Annotated in this window: 14 protein-coding genes, 2 tRNA genes and 1 pseudogene; 13 read left to right on the top strand and 4 right to left on the bottom strand. The window is 69.6% G+C overall.

Features of this window, described 5'->3' with window-relative positions; translation table 11 throughout:
* Positions 1-483: 483 nt before the first annotated feature.
* The 11 genes and pseudogenes from dnaN to HALOF300_RS00045 all read left to right on the top strand — a co-directional run bounded on the left by dnaN (position 484) and on the right by HALOF300_RS00045 (position 10,737).
* Positions 484-1,611 (top strand): DNA polymerase III subunit beta, encoded by a 1,128-nt coding sequence (dnaN, locus tag HALOF300_RS00090; protein ID WP_156738625.1) that lies wholly within the window; start codon positions 484-486, stop codon positions 1,609-1,611.
* 45 nt (positions 1,612-1,656) lie between these two features.
* A pseudogene (gnd, locus tag HALOF300_RS00085) lies at positions 1,657-2,559 on the top strand (phosphogluconate dehydrogenase (NAD(+)-dependent, decarboxylating)); the annotation flags it as partial.
* 13 nt (positions 2,560-2,572) lie between these two features.
* Positions 2,573-3,760: a DNA replication/repair protein RecF gene (gene recF, locus HALOF300_RS00080; protein ID WP_156738623.1), complete on the top strand. Its 1,188-nt coding sequence runs from the start codon at positions 2,573-2,575 to the stop codon at positions 3,758-3,760.
* Between the two features lie 136 nt (positions 3,761-3,896).
* Positions 3,897-4,400, top strand: coding sequence for a DUF721 domain-containing protein (locus tag HALOF300_RS00075; protein ID WP_156738622.1), 504 nt, complete (start codon positions 3,897-3,899; stop codon positions 4,398-4,400).
* Positions 4,401-4,631: 231 nt separating this feature from the next.
* Positions 4,632-6,674, top strand: a complete 2,043-nt coding sequence (gene gyrB, locus HALOF300_RS00070; RefSeq protein WP_156738621.1) for a DNA topoisomerase (ATP-hydrolyzing) subunit B — start codon at positions 4,632-4,634, stop codon at positions 6,672-6,674.
* A gap of 34 nt (positions 6,675-6,708) precedes the next feature.
* Positions 6,709-9,348, top strand: coding sequence for a DNA gyrase subunit A (gyrA, locus tag HALOF300_RS00065; protein ID WP_156738640.1), 2,640 nt, complete (start codon positions 6,709-6,711; stop codon positions 9,346-9,348).
* Entirely contained in the window at positions 9,348-9,962 is a 615-nt protein-coding gene (locus HALOF300_RS00060) for a DUF3566 domain-containing protein (protein WP_156738620.1), read from the top strand. Before gyrA ends, HALOF300_RS00060 begins: the two co-directional genes overlap by 1 nt.
* Positions 9,963-10,037: 75 nt before the next feature.
* A tRNA-Ile gene (locus tag HALOF300_RS00055) sits at positions 10,038-10,111 on the top strand.
* 31 nt (positions 10,112-10,142) lie between these two features.
* On the top strand, positions 10,143-10,262 hold the full coding sequence (locus HALOF300_RS27170; protein ID WP_210769272.1) for a DLW-39 family protein: 120 nt from the start codon (positions 10,143-10,145) through the stop codon (positions 10,260-10,262).
* 38 nt (positions 10,263-10,300) lie between these two features.
* A tRNA-Ala gene (locus tag HALOF300_RS00050) sits at positions 10,301-10,376 on the top strand.
* Positions 10,377-10,443: 67 nt separating this feature from the next.
* Positions 10,444-10,737: a DUF2277 domain-containing protein gene (locus HALOF300_RS00045; protein ID WP_156738619.1), complete on the top strand. Its 294-nt coding sequence runs from the start codon at positions 10,444-10,446 to the stop codon at positions 10,735-10,737.
* 57 nt (positions 10,738-10,794) lie between these two features.
* Here HALOF300_RS00045 and HALOF300_RS00040 read toward each other — a convergent pair whose 3' ends face one another.
* Positions 10,795-11,238, bottom strand: a complete 444-nt coding sequence (locus HALOF300_RS00040; protein ID WP_156738618.1) for an NUDIX hydrolase — start codon at positions 11,236-11,238, stop codon at positions 10,795-10,797.
* 443 nt (positions 11,239-11,681) lie between these two features.
* On the opposite strand from HALOF300_RS00040, the gene HALOF300_RS00035 reads away from it, so the two are divergent.
* Entirely contained in the window at positions 11,682-13,268 is a 1,587-nt protein-coding gene (locus tag HALOF300_RS00035) for an FUSC family protein (protein ID WP_231954923.1), read from the top strand.
* Here HALOF300_RS00035 and HALOF300_RS00030 read toward each other — a convergent pair whose 3' ends face one another.
* The 3 genes from HALOF300_RS00030 to HALOF300_RS00020 all read right to left on the bottom strand — a co-directional run bounded on the left by HALOF300_RS00030 (position 13,269) and on the right by HALOF300_RS00020 (position 18,487).
* Positions 13,269-15,623, bottom strand: a complete 2,355-nt coding sequence (locus tag HALOF300_RS00030) for a beta-galactosidase (RefSeq protein WP_156738616.1) — start codon at positions 15,621-15,623, stop codon at positions 13,269-13,271. It lies immediately after the preceding gene.
* Positions 15,624-15,690: 67 nt separating this feature from the next.
* A complete protein-coding gene (argS, locus tag HALOF300_RS00025; RefSeq protein ID WP_231954922.1) occupies positions 15,691-17,523 on the bottom strand; it encodes an arginine--tRNA ligase in 1,833 nt (610 codons plus the stop codon).
* A gap of 121 nt (positions 17,524-17,644) precedes the next feature.
* Complete coding sequence (locus tag HALOF300_RS00020; protein WP_156738614.1) at positions 17,645-18,487, bottom strand: hypothetical protein; 843 nt, start codon at positions 18,485-18,487, stop codon at positions 17,645-17,647.
* A gap of 172 nt (positions 18,488-18,659) precedes the next feature.
* Between HALOF300_RS00020 and HALOF300_RS00015 the strand changes: the two genes are divergently transcribed.
* Positions 18,660-19,056 (top strand): peptidylprolyl isomerase (locus tag HALOF300_RS00015; RefSeq protein ID WP_197522184.1); only part of this gene is annotated, 397 nt, incomplete at its 3' end.

The raw sequence follows: 19,056 nt of genomic DNA, 5'->3' as shown, positions 1-19,056 counted from the left end.
GGACGCACGCCATGATCCCGTGGACGCAGGCCTGGCGATCGGTGGACGAGCCTGCGGAGGACTTTGTGATTACACAGGTTCCACAGGGCCCTGTGAAGCGCCGTCGAACCCTCGGTCCACACCCGGGTCGACGGGCTGACCTGCACGGACGTCAGTTGTCCACAGGATCCACAGCCCCTATGACGATGACTACATATCTCTATGGGATCCAGGTGTGAACAACCAACATCTGCCCGAACGCTGCTCCCGCCCCCAGCCCCGAACCAGAGGAGACCGATCTGCCAAAGCGGCTCCGCCCTCGACTAGTCTCGGCAGGGCGGCCCACAACAGCACACCGATGGGCAACCAACGGCTGCGATCGTGGTTCGAGCGCTCGAACCTTGTCACTATGCTCTGAGGACCCACGAGAGTTCCGACGCCGGGCCGCGCCGAGAGCCGAGCAGCACAGCCGAGCACCACCAGATCAGGAGAGAGGCCGACATCGTGAAGTTCAGGGTTGAGCGAGATGTGCTGGCGGAAGCCGTGACCTGGACGGCACGAACGCTGCCCAGTCGCCCGTCGGTACCCGTGCTCGCTGGAGTCCTCCTCGAGGCCAACTCCGACGGCACCCTCGTGCTCTCGACCTTCGATTACGAGGTGTCCGCCCGCTCGAGCGTTGCAGCCGAGGTCGACGAACCGGGTTCCGCACTGGTCTCCGGACGCTTGCTCGCCGAGATCTCCCGGGCCCTGCCGAACAAGCCCGTCGAGGTCAGCGTCGACGGCTCGAAGGTGGTCGTGGTCTGCGGCGCATCCCGGTTCACCCTGCTGACGATGCCCGTCGAGGACTATCCCGCGCTGCCCGACCTCCCGGACACCACCGGCTCCATCTCCGGGGACGCCTTCGCCCAGGCGATCTCCCAGGTCACCATCGCGGCCGGCCGCGACGAGACGCTGCCGCTCCTGACCGGGGTCCGCGTGGAGATCGATGGCGACAAGGTCACCCTCCTGGCCACGGACCGGTACCGGCTCGCCATGCGCGAGGTCGCCTGGACGCCGGCGTCGCCGTCGGTCAGCCGGGTGGCCCTGATCCGGGCCCGCACACTCTCCGACGTCGCCAAGAACCTCAGCAATGCCGGCTCCATCGACGTCGCCCTGGTTGAGAATGGTGACATCGTCGGATTCGAGGCCGGCGGCCGTCGGACCACCTCCCTGCTGGTCGACGGTGAGTACCCGCCGGTCCGTCGGCTGTTCCCGGAGCAGACCACCACGCACACGGTCACGAGCACCGCCGAACTGGTCGAGGCCGCCAAGCGGGTCGCCCTGGTGGCCGAACGGAACACCCCGATCCGGCTGTCGTTCAGCGAGGGCCAGGTGGTCCTCGAGGCCGGCCAGGGCGATGACGCGCAGGCCTCCGAGGTCCTCGAGTCCACGCTCGTGGGCGAGGACATCTCGACGGCGTTCAATCCGCAGTACCTGCTCGACGGCCTTGGCGCGCTGGACACACCATTCGTCCGGCTGTCGTTCACGCACTCCTCCAAGCCGGCCGTGATGACCGGTCAGGACAGCATCGACGGAGCCGACCACGCGGAGGAGTTCCGGTATCTGCTGATGCCGATTCGATTCGCGAGCTGAGAGACCGGCCCCCAGACTGGTCACCATCACCGCAGGCAAGGGAGATCGCGCATGCACATCGGATTGATCGGGCTCGGTCGCATGGGCGGCAACATGCGCGACCGCATCCGCAATGCGGGTCACGAGGTCACGGGGTACGACCAGAACCAGGAGATCTCCGACGTCGCAACCGTGCCGGACCTGGTCGCGGCGCTCCCGCAGGCCCAGCGGATCGTCTGGGTGATGGTCCCGGCCGGCGAGATCACGGACTCCGTCGTGACGCAGGTCGCGGCGCAGCTGCATGCTGGTGACATCATCATCGACGGCGGTAACTCCAAGTTCAGCGATGACACCCGCCGCGCCGCGGAACTCGCCGAGCGCGGGATCGGCTACGTCGACGCCGGCGTCTCCGGCGGCGTCTGGGGCCGTGAGAACGGCTACGGGCTGATGGTCGGTGGCCCGGACGACACGATCGCGACGCTGATGCCGATCTTCGATGCTCTTCGCCCGGAGGGCCCGGCCGAGGAGGGCTTCGTCCACGCCGGCCCGGTCGGCGCGGGCCATTACGCGAAGATGGTGCACAACGGCATCGAGTACGGCGTCATGCAGGCCTATGCCGAGGGTTACGAGATCCTGGCCGCACGTGATGACTTGATCGACGACGTCGGCGCCATCTTCACCGCCTGGCAGCGCGGCACGGTGGTTCGCTCCTGGCTCCTGGAGCTGCTGGTCAAGGCTCTCAACGAGGATCCTGACCTGGACGAGATCCGTGGTTTCGTGGCGGACTCCGGCGAGGGGCGCTGGACCGTGCAGGAGGCAGTGGAACGTGCGGTCCCCGCCCCCGTCATCAGCGCCGCCCTGTTCGCCCGCTTCGACTCCCGCCAGGACGACTCGCCGGCCATGAAGGCCGTCGCGGCGCTGCGCCAGCAGTTCGGCGGTCACGCCACGAAGGCCGCGGCGGACGGCTGAGCACGACCAATCGATGCATGTCTCCGATCTCGCGCTGACCGACTTCCGGTCCTACACCCAGGTCGTCGTTGCCTTCGAACCAGGGATCACTGCCCTCGTCGGCCCGAACGGGCAGGGCAAGACCAATCTCGTGGAGTCTCTCGGCTACCTGGCCACGTTCTCCTCGCACCGGGTGGCCTCCGATGCCGCGCTCGTGCGTCGTGGCGCTGGGCGCGCGGTGATCCAGGCGAAGGTGGTCCGTTCCGGGCGACCCGCGACGCTCGAACTGGAGCTTGTGGCCGGCAAGGCGAACCGTGCCCGGATCAACCGGTCCCCGCTGCCCCGCGCACGGGACCTGCTCGGCCGGTTCCGAACCGTGTTGTTCGCCCCCGAGGATCTGGCCCTGATCAAGGGTGACCCGGACGGGCGGCGCCGGTTCCTCGACGAGCTGCTGGTGCTGCTCAGCCCGAAGCTCGCCGGCGTGCGTTCGGACTACGAACGCGTGATCAAGCAGCGAAACGCCCTGCTGAAGTCGGCCGGCATGAGCCGCCGGTCGGGTTCCGGGCCCGACCTGCGGACCCTGGACGTCTGGGACGAGAAGGCCGCCACCGCGGGCGCCCAGCTCATCGCCGCGCGCGTCACGGCGGTTCGGAACCTGCGGCCACACGTGGAGAGCGCCTACGAGCGGGTCAGCTCCGCACAGAGCGCTGCCGAGATCGGGTACCGGTCGAGCCTTGAGCAGGCCATGTCCGACGGCGAGCGTCCGGCGGGTGCGGGTGTGGCGGCCGAGGAATCGCTCACCAATGCCGACCTGGTGCAGGCCCGCCTGCTGGACGCGATGTCTCGGCTGAGGTCGCGGGAGATCGAACGCGGGGTGTCGCTGGTCGGCCCGCATCGTGACGACCTGGAGCTGCAGCTGGGTGGTCTTCCGGCCCGCGGCTACGCCAGCCATGGTGAGTCCTGGTCACTGGCGCTCGCCCTTCGGCTGGCCTCCTACGAACTCCTCCGCGCCGACACCGACTTCGAGAGCGACGGCGAGCCAGTGCTCATCCTGGATGACGTTTTCGCGGAACTGGACAACCGCCGTCGGGCTCGCCTGGCCGAACTCGTCGCCGGTGCGGAACAGGTGCTGATCACCTCCGCCGTCGCCGAGGACGTTCCGGACGGCCTCGACGGGGCGCGGTACGACGTGATGGACGGTGCGGTCACCCGTGTCCGCTGACCGACCCGACGGCGCAGGTCCTGTTCCGAGGGGCAGTTCCCCCGAGTCCGGGGACAGGTCGGCGCGCTCGGCCGCGCCGACGGAACGTGAAACGGCGACAGACCGGGCTACGCCGACGGGGCCGGCGGAACCGGACGTGGACGCGGCTGCGCGGCACGCGCTCGCGCGTGCCCGGGACGCCGCTCGGTCGAAGGGCCTGGCGCCCGGCGGGCTCGGCCGGGCGGGACGGCGCACGCCCGGGCGGGACTCCGAGGCCGCGGCTCCCGCGCCGGGTCATGGGACGGGCCGCGATCCGCGCTCGATCGGTGTGGCGATGGACTCCTTGCGCGGGCAGCTCGGCTGGAACCAGCCCCTGTCCATCGGTGGCGTGATCGGCCGCTGGCGGGAGGTGGTCGGCGACCAGATCGCCGACCACTGTGTGCCCGAGACGTTCGACGAGGGCGCGCTTGTGGTGCGCGCGGATTCCACCGCGTGGGCGACGCAGATCCGGCTGCTGCTTCCCCAGCTGGAACGACGGCTCGTGGAGGAGGTCGGCGAAGGTGTGGTCACCTCGATCCAGGTCCTCGGACCGGGCGGACCGTCCTGGCGTCGAGGCCCACGATCAGTGCGCGGCCGGGGCCCACGCGACACCTACGGCTGAGATCCGGCCAACGCGCCACCGGGCTCCAACCGCCTTCGTCCACAGGTCGCGACACGCTGTGGATAACTTCTGTGGATATTCGGAGTTTGCGCGGTTTCGGAGTAGAATTGAGCGACCGTCCGGGGGCAAGTGGTTCATCTGCCTGTGGTCCTGGGCCGGCACGCAGGCACCTCACTCAACCGAGCGGTGCCGCGCGCGTGCCTCGATGACGATGAGGAGAGCCAGAACAACGTGGCTGACGACAAGACTGAGCCGGCAACCGAAGCACAGACCTCGGGCCCCACAAGCTACGACGCCAGCAACATCACGGTCCTCGAGGGACTCGAGGCGGTTCGCAAGCGTCCGGGCATGTACATCGGATCGACCGGTGAACGAGGCCTGCACCACCTGGTCTACGAGGTGGTCGACAACTCCGTCGACGAGGCGCTCGCCGGCTACTGCGACCACATCGACGTGACCCTGCTGGCCGATGGCGGCCTTCGGGTCCGCGACAACGGCCGCGGCATCCCGGTGGACGTGGTCGCGTCCGAGGGCAAGCCGGCCGTCGAGGTCGTGCTGACGGTCCTGCACGCCGGCGGGAAGTTCGGCGGCGGCGGGTACGCCGTCTCGGGTGGTCTCCACGGTGTCGGCGTCTCCGTGGTGAACGCGCTGTCGCGCCGCCTCGAGGTGGAGGTGCGGCTGCAGGGTAGCGTCTGGCGGCAGAGCTACGCCGACGGCGTCCCGATGGCCCCGCTCTCCCGCGAGGAGGACACGGACGAGACCGGCACCACGGTGACGTTCTGGCCGAATGCCGACATCTTCGAGACGACCGTCTTCGACTACGAGACGCTGCGGGCCCGGTTCCAGCAGTATGCGTTCCTGAACAAGGGCCTTGGCATCTCTCTGACCGACGAGCGGGTCATCGCCGAGGACACCGGTGACGAGGTCGCCGGGCCAGAGGTCGCGAGGGCGGAGCCGATCGGGGAACACTCGCGGTCGGTCACCTACCGCTACGACGGTGGTCTGGTCGACTACGTGAAGCACCTCAACGCGGCCAAGCGCACCGAGATGGTCCATCCGGAGATCATCGACTTCGAGTCCGAGGACACCGAGCGCAAGATCTCGCTGGAGATCGCGATGCAATGGACCGGTGCGTACTCCGAGAGCGTGCACACCTACGCGAACACGATCAACACCTCCGAGGGTGGCACCCACGAGGAGGGTTTCCGGTCGGCGTTGACGACACTGATCAACCGGTACGCCCGTGAGAAGAACCTGCTCAAGGAGAAGGACGACAACCTCACCGGGGAGGACATCCGCGAGGGCCTCACCGCCGTCATCTCCATCAAGCTCGGTGAGCCGCAGTTCGAGGGCCAGACGAAGACCAAGCTCGGCAACACCGAGGCCCGCACGTTCACCCAGAAGGTCGTGTTCGACCAGCTGGGCGGCTGGCTCGAGTCGCACCCCGCCGAGGCCCGGGACGTGATCCGCAAGTCCATCCAGGCCTCCGCGGCCAGGATGGCGGCCCGCAAGGCCCGTGAGGCGACCCGCCGCAAGGGACTGCTCGAGGGTGGTGGCATGCCCGGCAAGCTCCGCGACTGCTCCAGCCGGGACGCCTCGATCTCCGAGGTGTTCATCGTCGAGGGTGACTCGGCCGGCGGCTCCGCCGTGCAGGGTCGCAACCCAGAGACGCAAGCGATCCTGCCGATCCGCGGGAAGATCCTGAACGTCGAGAAGGCGCGGATCGACAAGGCCCTCGCGAACCTGGAGGTGCAGGCGCTGATCACGGCGTTCGGCACCGGATTCGGCGAGGACTTCGACATCACGAAGCTGCGCTATCACAAGATCGTGCTTATGGCCGACGCCGACGTCGACGGCCAGCACATCGCCACGCTGCTCCTCACGCTGCTGTTCCGGTACATGCGCCCGCTCATCGAGCGCGGCCACGTGTACCTGGCGATGCCGCCGCTGTACCGGCTGAAGTGGACGAACTCCCCGCACCAGTACGTGTACTCGGACCGGGAGCGCGACGCGTTCGTGGCCGAAGGGCTGGCGAAGAACCACCGACTTCCCAAGGACGGCGGTATCCAGCGGTACAAGGGTCTCGGCGAGATGGACTACCGGGAACTGTGGGAGACCACGATGGACCCGGCCACCCGCACCCTGCGTCAAGTCACCATCGGTGAAGCGGCGGGAGCCGACGAGATCTTCTCCATCCTGATGGGCGAGGACGTCGAGTCACGCCGGTCCTTCATCCAGCGCAACGCCCGCGACGTGCGCTTCCTGGACGTCTGAGTAAGGAATCGAACACGTGAGCGAACAGCCACCCATGCCCCCGACCGGCCCCAGCGACGACGACCAGCCCATCGACGCCGTCGTCACCCACGACCGCATCGAGCAGGTCGACCTCCAGCTCGAGATGCAGAGGTCCTACCTCGACTACGCCATGAGCGTGATCGTCGGCCGCGCCCTGCCGGAGGTCCGCGACGGCCTCAAGCCGGTGCACCGTCGCATCATCTATGCGATGTTCGACGGCGGCTATCGCCCCGACTCGGCATTCTCGAAATGCTCGCGGGTGGTCGGCGACGTGATGGGGCAGTTCCACCCGCACGGTGACACGGCGATCTATGACGCGATGGTCCGCCTGGTGCAGCCGTGGTCGCTGCGCTACCCGCTCATCAACGGGCAGGGCAACTTCGGGTCCCCGGGTAACGACCCCGCCGCCGCGCCGCGGTACACCGAGTGCAAGATGGCACCGCTGGCCATGGAGATGGTCCGCGACATCGAGAAGGACACGGTCGACTTCGGGGACAACTACGACGGCCGCACCCGCGAGCCGCTCGTCCTCCCGGCGCGCTTCCCGAACCTGCTGGTCAACGGCTCCTCCGGGATCGCCGTCGGGATGGCCACGAACATCCCCTCGCACAACCTCCGCGAGGTCGCAGAGGGCGTGCGGTGGCTCCTCGCGAACCCGGGCTCGAGCGCCGAGGAGTTGCTCGAGGCCCTGCTGGTGCGGATCAAGGGTCCCGACTTCCCGACCGGCGCCCAGATCCTGGGTCACCGGGGCATCGAGGACGCCTATCGGACCGGCCGCGGCTCCATCACGATGCGTGCGGTCGTCGAGGTCGAGGAACTCCAGGGCCGTACCTGCCTGGTGGTCTCCGAGCTGCCGTACCAGGTGAACCCGGACAACCTCGCCGCGAAGATCGCCGATCTGGTCCGCGACGGCCGGATCCAGGGCATCGCCGACATCCGTGATGAGACGTCCGGGCGAGCCGGGCAGCGCCTCGTGATCGTTCTCAAGCGGGATGCGATCGCGAAGGTCGTACTGAACAACCTGTACAAGCACACCCAGCTGCAGGACACCTTCGGCGCCAACATGCTCGCGCTCGTGGACGGGGTGCCGCGCACCCTCAGCCTCGACGCGTTCATCCGGCACTGGGTGCACCACCAGGTCGACGTGATCGTGCGGCGGACCCAGTGGCTGCTGCGCCGGGCCGAGGACCGTATCCACATCCTGCGCGGCCTCATCAAGGCACTGGACGCCCTCGACGAGGTCATTGCGCTGATCCGCGCCTCGCGCACCGTCGAGGTCGCCCGCACCGGGCTGATGGAGATGCTGGAGATCGACGAGATCCAGTCGAACGCCATCCTCGAGATGCAGCTGCGTCGGCTCGCCGCCCTCGAGCGGCAGAAGATCCTTGACGAGTTCGCCGCGATCGAGGCGGAGATCGCCGACTACAAGGACATCATCGGGTCCGAGGAACGCCAGCGCGAGATCGTCGGCAACGAGCTCAACGAGATCGTCGACCGTTATGGCGACGAGCGACGCACGACGATCCTGCCGTTCAACGGCGAGATGTCCATGGAGGATCTGATCCCCGAGGAGGACGTCGTCGTCACGATCACCCGCGGTGGCTACGCGAAGCGCACCCGCACGGACAACTACCGCCAGCAGCACCGGGGCGGCAAGGGTGTGCGTGGGGCGCAGCTGCGTGGTGACGACATCGTGGACCACTTCGGTGTCACGACGACGCACCAGTGGTTGTTGTTCTTCACGAACTTCGGGCGGGTCTACCGCGCCAAGGCCTACGAGCTGCCCGAGGGTGGCCGGGACGCGAAGGGCCAGCACGTCGCGAACCTGTTGGCGTTCCAGCCTGACGAGCGGATCGCCCAGGTCCTGGCCATCCGCGACTACGAGCAGGCTGAGTATCTCGTCCTCGCCACGCGCAGCGGTCTGGTCAAGAAGACCCGGCTCAGCGAGTACGACTCCACCCGCACCGGTGGTGTGATCGCGATCAACCTGCGCACCGATGACGAGGGCAACCCGGACGAGGTGGTCTCCGCCCGGCTGGTCGACTCGAACGACGACCTGCTGCTGGTCTCCCGCAAGGGTCAGTCGCTCCGGTTCACCGCCAGCGACGAGGCGCTCCGCCCGCTCGGCCGGGCGACGTCCGGCGTCACCGGCATGAAGTTCCGCGACGGCGACTCGCTGCTCTCGCTGGACGTGGTCCAGCCCGGGAACGACCTGTTCGTGGTCACCGAGGGTGGCTTCGGCAAGCGGACCCGGGTCGACGAGTACCGGGTACAGGGCCGTGGCGGCCTGGGAATCAAGGTCGCGAACCTCGTCGAGGCACGCGGAGACCTGGTCGGTGCCCTCATCACCGGACCCGACGACGAGGTGCTGGTCATCATGGAGCGCGGCAAGATCGTCCGGGTGTCGGTCTCCGAGGTGAATCTCACCGGCCGGAACACCCAGGGTGTGACCTTCGCCAAGCCCGACGCCGGCGACCGGATCATCGCGATCGCCCGTAATGTCGAGGCCGTCGTCGAAGAGGCAGCAGCCGAATCCGGCGACGTCGACGGGGCTGCAGCAGCGGTGGAGTCCTCCGATGGCGTACCGTCTTCGGGTGAGCACGGCGGCGCGAACACCGCGGACGCCGACGCCGAGCAGCAGGAAGGCAACTGATGACCGAGAACACCCAGGGGAACTCCACGGGTGCGCCGGTGCGCACCTCGACCCGGACGACCTTGGGTGGCCAGGCCCCAGGGCAGCGGCCGCCGAGCATCAAGCCCGCGGGCGAGGCGAGGACCGGCGCGGTCAAACTCGAGGTCGGCACCGAGAGTGCCGGCTCGGGGACCCAGCGGCCGGCCGCCCCGCAGGCGCGGACCGCCGGAAGGACCGCCGGCGCGAGCCAATCGTCCGGCAAGGCCGCCCCGGGCGCGCGTCGGGTCAGGCTCGCGATCTCCCGGATCGACCCCTGGTCGGCCATGAAGATCTCGTTCCTGCTCTCGATCGCGATCGGCATCGCGATCGTTGTTGCCACGGCCGTCGTGTGGGGCGTGTTGAACGAGATGGGTGTCTTCGCCAGTATCCAGGGCATCATCGCGGACGCCGAGGCGATGGCTCAGTTCGGCAACCTGCTGGAGTACTTCGAATTCTCCCGGGTGATCTCGGTGGCGACCGTGGTCGCGATCGTCGATGTGGTGCTGCTCACAGCGCTGAGCACCCTGGGGGCCTTCGTGTACAACATTGTCGCGGCAATGGTGGGCGGACTGCACCTCACCCTCACCGACGACTGAGCGAATCGGTTTTGGCGCAGCCGTGCGCCTGAGGTAGTCTCACTCCGGCGCCCCCGCGCGAATACGCGGGGATCCGGGCCTATAGCTCAGTCGGTTAGAGCGCTTCCCTGATAAGGAAGAGGTCGCTGGTTCGAGTCCAGCTAGGCCCACGTCTCGCAGATCAGGAAGGTGGCGGTGGCGATGAAGAAGCTCCTCACACTCCTGGCGGTGGCCGCCGCCGGGTACTTCGTCTGGCGGAAGTTCGCCGCGGACCGCGACGAGCGGGATCTGTGGGCAGAGGTCACCGACCCGCTGCCCTGAACCGAACAGGTCCCGGGCGAACCTCACAAACTACACACGGGGCCATGGCGCAATTGGTAGCGCACCTGCTTTGCAAGCAGGGGGTTGCGGGTTCGAGTCCCGCTGGCTCCACCATCGCGGTGTTCCCTCGGGTCCGGGTGAGCACTGGACCGGCGTCGGCGGCGCGTGGCACCATCGAAGCATGTGCCGAAACATCCGCCCGCTGCACAACTTCGAGCCGCACGCGACGTCCGGCGAGGTCCACGACGCCGCGCTGCAGTTCGTCCGCAAGATCAGCGGAATGAACAAGCCGTCCCAGGCGAACGCCGAGGCGTTCGAGCGTGCCGTCGCCGAGATCACCCACATCACCGAGCACCTGCTCGACGACCTGGTCACCACGGCCCCGCCGAAGAACCGCGACGAGGAGGCCGCCAAGGCCAAGGCCCGCTCGGAGAAGCGGTTCCCTCGGACTGAGCCGGCCGCCGTCGCCTCCTAGTCAGGGTCCACCTAAGGCAGCCGGATCCGAATATCCGTCCTGGTTCGGCGGCTGCGCCTACGGGCGCGGCGCGATCACGCCGGCGATGCCGGCTCGCACGAGCCTGCCGACGTCCGCACCGATCGGTGTGGGCAACGCATCCAGCGGCCACCAGCGCACGTCGTCGGACTCGTCGCTGACCACGGGCTCCGTGCGGCCCGCCGGGTCGACGCCCACGAACCGCAGATCCAGGTGCTCGGTGCAGTGGGAGTAGGCGCTCGTGGGCAACGCATGGCGGTCCAGGTCCACCAGCTCACCGAGTTGCACACCGGACAGTCCGGACTCCTCCCGGGTCTCCCGCTCCGCGGCGTCCCGGATCGAGATGTCCTCAGGTTCGAAGTGCCCACCGAACGGGAGCCAGAGGCCGATCTTCGCGTGCAGCGTCAGGAGGACGTGGGTACGGTCGGCGTCGAGCACGATGCAGCTCGCGGTCAGGTGGGCCGACGTGCCGTGTCGCCACATGGCGCGGGGCTCCGCGCTCAGGAGTGCCAGGAACTCGCGGCGGAGGTCCTCCTGACGCGAGCCCGGTGCGGTCCAGCCCGCCAGGAGGGCTGTGGCGTCGTCGTGCAGCCGGGCGTAGGGGGCGGGAACGGTGGTCAGGGGAATCTCCCGGTGTTCTCACGGTCGGTGCTCGCCGCCCTGCGGCGATCGACCACTTGGCGTGGTCCGCGCTACACGGTAGCGGTCATTCCAGGCTCGAGCGGGTCACGCGCTCCGAACAGGCGTCGCCCACCTCACGCACGACGGAACGCGGGTCCCGCGCCCGAGTAGCATCGGGAGGCGTGCCGGAACCCGATCGAGAACGCCGCCCACGCCCGTTGGGGGGTCTGCGTTGGACCATCCGGCCCCCGGTGCGGTGGCCCGTCGCGGCCCGAGCGGCGGTGGCGCTGGGGATCCCGCTGACCGTGACCACGCTCCTGGGTCACCAGACCTTCGGTCTGTTGATCGGAACCGGAGTGTTCACGGTCCTCTACGGTGCCGGCAGGCCGCTGCGGACCCGGCTCGTGCTCCTGCTGACCGTGGGGCTCGCGATGGTTGCGTCGGTGTTCGTCGGCACCCTCACCACAGGCAACCCCCTCGTTTCGATCGTCGTCGTGGCGGCGATCGGGATGGTCGCGACCCAGATCTCCCACGCGCTCCGGCTCGGCGCACCCGGAGCCTTCTTCTTCGTGCTCCTGGCCGGCGTCGGTGGCTATCTGCCTGCTCACGGGGTGCACCCCGGCACTCTCGTGGCCGCCACGGCGATCGGAGCGGCAGTTGCGGTCGTGGTCGCCATGTCCGACCTGGTCGTGCGTCCGCGAGGACCGCAGGAGGACGCCGTGGCCGCGGCTCGAACCGCCGTGGACGCGTTCGTGAAGGCCGGTTCCGCGGCGCCCGATGCCGAACTGCGTAGCGCCACGGCCACGGACGCCCTGCACGACGCCTGGACCACGCTGGCCGACGGCGGCGACCCCGTTTCGGGGGATGCTCGCGCCCGGGCGCTGGTCGCCGACCTGCACCGCGTCCAGCACACCTACTCCGGCTTCCAGCTGCCCGGTGACGTGCCGGACCCCGAGCTCCATGCGGAGGTGACCGAGGGACCGCTGGGCCAGCCGTCCGTCCAGCGCATGCTGCGGCGGTCGCTGCGGTGGCCCACCAGCGCGCTGCAGGCCGCAGTGCGCGTGGGTGCCGGTGTGACCATCGCCGGGCTGATCGCGTGGACCGCTGGTACCGACCACGTGTACTGGGCGATGGCGGCCGCGATGCTGGTGCTGCACAACGGGCTGGACCGCAAGAACACCATGATCCGGTCGGTGCATCGGCTGGTCGGGACCGTGCTCGGCCTTGGCCTGTTCCTCGCCGTCCACGCGCTCGTGGACCTCGGCGGCCCCTGGGTCCTGGTCATCACTCTCGTCGTGTTGCAGGGCGCCGTGGAGCTGCTGGTGGTGCGCAACTACGCGGCCGCGGTCCTGTTCATCACCCCGCTGGCGCTGACGATCGGGACCGCGGGCACCGGCGCCGCGGTCGGGGACGTAGCGCTCGAGCGGCTCCTCGACACCGCGATCGGGATCACGGTCGCGGTGGCAGTCCCCTGGCTGGTCTTCCGGCGCGGTACCCCGGGACTCGTCCGCGCACACCTTGCCCGGGTCCTGACTTCGGCGGCGGCGGCGCTCGACCATCTCGGCGCGGGCACCCACCGCCGGCCGGTGGGACGGGCGGGGCTGCGTGACCTCGCGGTGGACATGCAGGAGCTCTCGGGGGTGGTCCGCCGAGGACTGCAGGATGACCCCGACGGGATCGCCGAGCTGCTCGAGGTGCGGGAGGCGACCGCGTGGTTGGGGTTCACCGTGCTGGCACGTGGCTGCACACAGATCGAGCCGGCCTCCCGCATGGAGGGCGCCGCGGGGGCCTGCCGGCGGATGGCCGCACAGTTGCGGCAGGGCGTGGTTCCGGCCGCCGAGGAGGTCCGCGCCGTTCGCGCCGCGGCGGGGGCGCTCGGCGAGGACGACTGATCAGGCCGGTCCCGGGTGCCACTGGGCGAACCTGATCCGGGCCCGGAACCGTTCGGCGGCGAGCGCTGCCCGCGCCCGGGGATCGAGCCAGATGGCCGCGTGCTGGGGGAACGGGAGGATCTCGAGCGCGACCGACAGGGCAGCCCGCGCGGGCAGGCCCGCACGCTCGCGCAGATCGGCGCCGGTGATCTCCCACGCCGCGCCGGAGAAGTACTGATCGGCGAGCGGCCGGCGCTCACCCTCGTCACCGACCGATGCGCGCAGCACGTCCCCGGTCCACTCCACGCGCAGGAGTCCCTCCTGCGCGGGCACGTCGATCTCGAACCGGGCGGCGCCGGCGAAGTCCGCGTCCAGCGGCGCACTGAGCCGTCCGTTGCTCGCCGACCGGGACGCCGGCGGCACGCCCGACGGCGTCAGCTCGCGCACTCCCAGATCGGTACCGCCCGCGGCGGCCAGGTCCGCAACGTACCCGTCCGTGGGCGTCCGGCCGTGGCCGGACCCTTCCGTGCCGGATCCGTCGTCGCCGGCTCGCTCGGGGGCCGCCGTCTCCCGCCCTACCCATATCGGGCTCGTGACCCGCCCCAGCGGATCCTCGGCGTCCAGCAACGTGTCGAGGTCGCCGGCGTCGAGCACAAGCAGTTCGAGCGTGGCGCACCCGGTGGAGACCACGACGGGTTCCCGGCCCACCGTCACCACGACGTCGCGGCGCTGGGCCGTCACGACGTCGCCGTCCCCGGCCGGCCCGCCGTCCCGCTCGCCGTCGACGGCCGCGGCCGCGCCGGTCAGAATCGCCCCCGCGGGAAGCCGCAGCGCGAACTGCGTCTCGATACCGGGAGTGCGCAGGAACACCAGACTGACTGTGCCGGCTGCACCCGCCGATACCCCACCGACGATGCGGGCGATCGGCTGCGCCGTCGCCCACCCGATCCGCACGCCCGACTCGTCGAGGTTGAACGGCCAGGCGAAGTACGCACCGACTCCGACGTCGACCGTAGGCCAGACCACGGTGCCGGACTCGGTCTCGACGCTGAGCGTCACCTTGGGGTGCGCGGGCAACGGTTCGTGCGGCCGGTGGTTCGTCACGAACACGAACCCGCTCTCGCCGTCGGTGCGCACCGCCCACCGCAGCGTCGGCACCGACCCACCCTCGCCGTCGGGCGTCGGCAGTACCGACGCCATCGGTGCCAGCCGAGCCCCGAAGTCGGCCAGGAATCGATGCTGGCGCCGCAGTAGGACCAGGGACGGCCGCACCTGTCCGGCTGCACCGATCGGTGCGCCGAAGTCGTAGTCGAACTCGGGGAGGTCGTTCGGGTAGCCGGTCGCGTGAGACTCCTGCAGACCGCGGGTGGGCGGGTTGAGTCCGCCGTGGAACATGTAGTAGCCCTGCCAGACCGAGCCGGAGCCGAGCTTCGTGAGCGCGAGGGCAGCGACGTCGTCAGGGTCCACGAGAGGGCGGCGGTGATAGGCGGTCGCCATCCCCGCACCCAACTCGCACGTGACGACGGGGTAGGGATCGGGCGTCGGGAACCGGCGGTGCGACGACGTGGGCTCCGGTCGCGCCGTCGGCATCACATCGGCGCCGATCGAGGTGTCGTCGAACAGGTGCGTGTAGGTGAACTGGGACCGGCAGCCAGCGCTCCATGGCTCGTCGGCGTCAGTCCAGAACGACTCCGTGTACCCGCCGTACAGGGGTAGGAACCCCTGGCTCGGAAGCACGGCGGTGTTCCACGCCGTCATCGTCCACAGTGGCGCGCGCAGCCCGGCTTCGTGGGCGATCCCGCGAAGGGTGACCAGGTGCTCGGGAGCGTCGGCGAGCTCGTTCTCCACCTGGATCCCGATGATCGGCCCGCCGGAGGCGGCATCCAGGCCGTCCAGCTGGCCGGCGATCGCTGTGTACCAGCGTCGCACCTGTTCGAGGTAGCCCGGGTCGTCGGTGCGGATCCGCCACGGTCCGTGCTGGACCCAGTCCGGCAGCCCACCGTTGCGCGCCTCGCCGTGCGCCCACGGGCCGATCCGGACGAGCACGTCGAGCCCGGCCTCGGCGGCCAGCGTGACGAAGTGGCGAATGTCGAGGATCCCGGTGAAGTCCGGGATGCCATGTTCCGGCTCGTGGTGCAACCAGAACAGGTAGGTGGCGACGGTGTTCAGTCCCGCGGCGCGCAGCTTGGCCAGTTCCGCCGCCCAGGTGGACCGCGGCGACCGGGTGAAGTGGAACTCGCCCGAGACTCCGATCCAGGGCACACCGTCGCGCTCCAGGTGCGAGCCGTAGACCTCGATGCCCGCACCGCCGGGCAACACGGGCGCACCGCGTTCGAGCCGCAGGGCGGGGCGGGCATCGATGCGGTAGCGGCTCACGGGAGGCGACCCTACCGCCGGACCCTCAACCTCGGCAGATGCCGGGCGGCGAGTTCAGCGGACGCGTTCACATCCGTTCCGGCGCGGCGATCCCGAGGAGGTCGAGCCCCTTGGCGAGGGTGCGCCGGGTCAGGTCAACGATCGCGAGCCTACGGTCCCGGACCGCACCCTCGGAAGCGAGCACGGGGCACGCCTCGTAGAAGTCGGTGAACACCCGGGAGAGTTCGTACAGGTACCCGGCGAGCCGGTGCGGCTCGAGGTCGACGGCGACCTCGGCGAGGACGTCCGCGAACGCGTCCAGGGTCAGGATCAGGTCCCGCTCGGCGGTCTCCAACGGCGTGTCGACGGCGGCCGGCACCCGCTCAGGAACGGTCAGGCCACGCTCGGCGGCCCGGCGCAGGATCGAGACCATCCTGGTGTGCGCGTACTGCAGGTAGACACCGGTGTTGCCGTTGAACGCCGTCATCCGGGCGACGTCGAAGACGTAGTCCTTGACCCGGGAGCCGGACAGGTCCGCGTACTTCACGGCACCGATCCCGGCCTGCTCGGCGATCAGGTTGAGCGTCTCCTCGCCGACCTCGGTGCCCTTGGCCTCGGCGCCCTCGCGCACCACCGTGAGGGCCGCGGCGACGGCGTCGTCGAGGAGGTTCATCAGTCGCACGGTGCCGCCGGAGCGGGTCTTGAACGGCTTGCCGTCCGGGCCGAGAACACTGCCGAAGGGCACGTGCAGCGCCTGCACCCGCTCCGGGTCCAGCCAGCCCGCCCGGCGCGCTGCCTCGAACACCAGCCGGAAGTGCAGAGCCTGCCGCGAGTCCACCAGGTACAGGATCCGGTCGGCACCGAGGTCGCGGATCCGGTACCGGATCGTGGCGAGGTCCGTGGCGTCGTAGCCGTACCCGCCGTCGCGCTTGCGGACCATGAGAGCCACCGGCTCGTCGTCCGGGCCGGTCACCTCGTCGGAGAGCACCACGAGCGCGCCGTCGCTCACGACCGCGAGCCCGGCCGCCTCGAGCTCGGCCGCGACGTCGTCGAGCATGTCGTTGTAGAAGGACTCACCCGCGGAGTCCGCCTCGGTCAGCTGTACCCCGAGGCGCTCGTAGACCTCGTCGAATGCGTACTGGGACTCCTTGACGATCTCTTGCCAGGTGGCCAGGGTCGCCTCGTCGCCGGCCTGGAGTGCGACCACGCGCGCACGGGCCCGGTCCGCGAACTCGGGGTCGGTGTCGAAGACGGCGCGGGCCGCCTTGTAGAGGGCGTCCAGGGCGGACACGGTGGAGGCGTTCTCACCGTCGGCGTCGGTGGCGGTGATCTCCGTGTGCCGCCACGGCTTCTCGGGGTGCTCGTCGATGTACTGGATCAGCATGCCGAACTGGGTCCCCCAGTCCCCCAGGTGGTTCTGGCGCACCACATCCGAGCCGAGGAAGGTCAGGATCCGGGCCAGCGCGTCGCCGATCACCGACGAGCGAAGGTGCCCGACGTGCATCTCCTTGGCGATGTTCGGGCCGGAGTAGTCGATGACGGTGCGCACCCCCGTCGCGACGGCCGGCACGCCCAACCGGTCACCGACGCGGCGCGCCTCGACCTGCCGCCACAGGGCGGCATCGGTCAGAGTGAGGTTCAGGAAGCCTGGGCCGGAGATCTCGACCTGCTCGACGACGTCCCCCACCGCGATCTGTTCGGTGACCCTCGTGGCGACCTCGCGCGGGTTCGCGCCCACCTTCTTCGCCAGTGCGAGCGCAGCGTTCGCCTGGCGGTCGGCGTGGTCGCTCGGGCGGATCAGCGGATCAGCGCCGCTCTGGGCGGGATAGGCCACCGCGATGGCGTCACCGATTGCGTCGGTGAGCTGGGTCTGCAGGGAGGCGACGGCGGTCGCTCCGGATTCAGTCGAGGTCTCGGACACGGGTGCCATTGTTCCACCCGCGCGCGCCGGGTCCTGCAGCGAGGGTGTGGCCGGGTGCACTCCAGACGGCGAGACCCCGCACACAACCGGTGTGCGGGGTCTCGTCCGGGCGAGGCGAGCGTCAGCCGTTCTTGGCGTCGTCGGCCTTGTCCTGGGCATCGTTGGCCACGTCCTGCGCCGCATCCTTGGCCTGCTCGGCCTTGTCAGCCACCTCGTCCTTGGCGTCGTCGGCCTTGTCGGCCGCCTTGTCCGCGGCGGCATTCGCCTTGTCCGCGATCTGGTTCTTCGCCCGCGTGGCCTTCTCGGCGACCTGGTCCTTGACCTCGCCGACCTTCTCCGCCGCCTGCGCGGTAGCGGCCTTGGCGTCCTCGGCGACGTGCTTCGCCTTGTCCGCGACGGTCGCGGCGGCACTCTCCCCGGCCGCGGCAGGGGTGGCGACGGCGTCGTCCCAGTACTCCTCGGCCCACGGGTCGTCGACGGGCTGGGTGCGGCGCCAGATCAGCACACCGGCACCGGCGACCGCACCGGCCACCAGGACCCAGCCGATCGTCCTGCCGACCTTGCTGCCGCCCTTGGCCTTCTTCTCCTGCTCCGCGACGGCCGCGGCGGCCGCGTCGAGGGCGGCGTTCGCCTTGTCCTGCAGGTTGTCCGAACCGGACTGGGCGGCCTTGGCGGCCTCCTCCATCGCCGCGATCACCCGGGGGATGACGTCGTCGACGACCTTGTCATGGGCGCTGTCCACGACATCCTTGGAGCGCTCGGCGTAGTCGGCGATCACGGGGGCTGCTGCGGTCACGCCGGTGCGCCACGCCTTGTCGACGCGCGGACCAGCCCACTCAAGCGCTGCCTCCACCTTCGGTGCTGCCCAGTCCTTGCCGTGGTCGGCGAGCTGGCGCGCCGCCTTGCCGGCCTCCTCGGCCTGCTCGCGGAGCTGCTCAGTGTTGGTCTTGTCCTTGCGCGACATGTGTCTCCCCTAGTTCCCTTCCCGCGGGTGTCCACGGAAGATCGGATTCGGATCGTCTGCGTTGATGCCTCTATCGTGCCACCCGCGTGGGCGATGTGCATACGGCCTTGGTCCCACCCTCGCCGAGGCCGGCCAGTAACGCACTCCGAGCCAAGGGTGCGAGGATGGTGGCATGGACGCCATTCTGCACACGACCGCCGGCGACATCGTCGTCGAACTCCTGCCCAACCACGCGCCGAAGACGGTGAAGAACTTCACCGACCTGGCCACCGGTGCGGGCACCTGGACGCACCCGGAGACCGGGGAGTCCAGCAACGAGCCGCTGTACAACGGCACGATCTTCCACCGCGTCATCCCGAACTTCATGATCCAGGGCGGTGACCCGCTCGGCACCGGCCGCGGTGGCCCCGGGTATGCCTTCGACGACGAGATCCACCCCGAGCTGCACTTCCGCGAGCCGTACGTGCTTGTCAGTGTCAGGGTGAGTGCGCCGCACTGGTTGCGGTGGTTGGATCCTGAGCACCTGGTGCCTGGCTCATACGTTCGTTGTCGTCCCTGGTTTGGGGCTG

Source organism: Occultella aeris (assembly GCF_902703175.1).
GTDB lineage: Bacteria > Actinomycetota > Actinomycetes > Actinomycetales > Beutenbergiaceae > Occultella > Occultella aeris.
The sequence above is the reverse complement of the archived record's forward strand: the minus strand, read 5'-3'. Positions and strand labels throughout refer to the sequence as shown.

Bases quoted from the DNA above. Each gene is read 5' to 3' on its own strand.
- recF (WP_156738623.1), top strand. From the start codon at position 2,573: ATGCATGTCTCCGATCTCGCGCTGACCGACTTCCGGTCCTACACCCAG.
- gyrA (WP_156738640.1), top strand. From the start codon at position 6,709: ATGCCCCCGACCGGCCCCAGCGACGACGACCAGCCCATCGACGCCGTC.
- HALOF300_RS00060 (WP_156738620.1), top strand. From the start codon at position 9,348: ATGACCGAGAACACCCAGGGGAACTCCACGGGTGCGCCGGTGCGCACC.
- HALOF300_RS27170 (WP_210769272.1), top strand. From the start codon at position 10,143: ATGAAGAAGCTCCTCACACTCCTGGCGGTGGCCGCCGCCGGGTACTTC.
- HALOF300_RS00045 (WP_156738619.1), top strand. From the start codon at position 10,444: ATGTGCCGAAACATCCGCCCGCTGCACAACTTCGAGCCGCACGCGACG.
- HALOF300_RS00040 (WP_156738618.1), bottom strand. From the start codon at position 11,238: ATGTGGCGACACGGCACGTCGGCCCACCTGACCGCGAGCTGCATCGTG.
- HALOF300_RS00020 (WP_156738614.1), bottom strand. From the start codon at position 18,487: ATGTCGCGCAAGGACAAGACCAACACTGAGCAGCTCCGCGAGCAGGCC.